We start from the raw sequence: 462 nt of genomic DNA on the forward strand, positions 1-462 counted from the left end.
TCGGGACCCAGCGCCTGCACGCTCCAATCGTCGCCCCGGCGCCGCCAGACCTCGACCCGGACCTCGTCGGAATAGACGATCAGCAGGACCTGCAGGCTCGGCACCGTCCGGTAGAAATCGATCTTGCGGCCCCGGTCCAGGCTCATGGTCGAGGGCGACAGCACCTCGGCCACCAGCAGCGGGTCTTCGGCGTATCCGTCCGGCAGCGGCGGCCCGCAGCGCACGACCACGTCGGGGATCGGCACGAAGTCGTCCTGCGCCGCGCTCAGAATGCCGAGGCCCGGCATGGCACGGCAGCCCCTCGGCTCGGCGAGCGCGTCCAGGCGCCCAGCGAGATTCATGACGATGCGTTGATGGGCCTCGCGCGGGGGCGCCATGAGCACGGGGTCGCCATCGAGCAGCTCCCAGCGCTCCTCGTCTGGACGGCTCTCCGCCCAGTGCCTGAATTCGGCACCATCCATG

1 protein-coding gene is annotated in these 462 nt (G+C 70.3%); it reads right to left on the reverse strand.

The genetic code is table 11. The features are described from left to right. Positions 1-462: Uma2 family endonuclease (locus E4T88_RS18895; protein WP_135107567.1), on the reverse strand; the 462-nt coding region annotated here is incomplete at both ends.

The sequence above is a fragment of the Dysgonomonas mossii genome, assembly GCF_004569505.1.
In the GTDB taxonomy this organism is placed as follows: domain Bacteria; phylum Bacteroidota; class Bacteroidia; order Bacteroidales; family Dysgonomonadaceae; genus Dysgonomonas.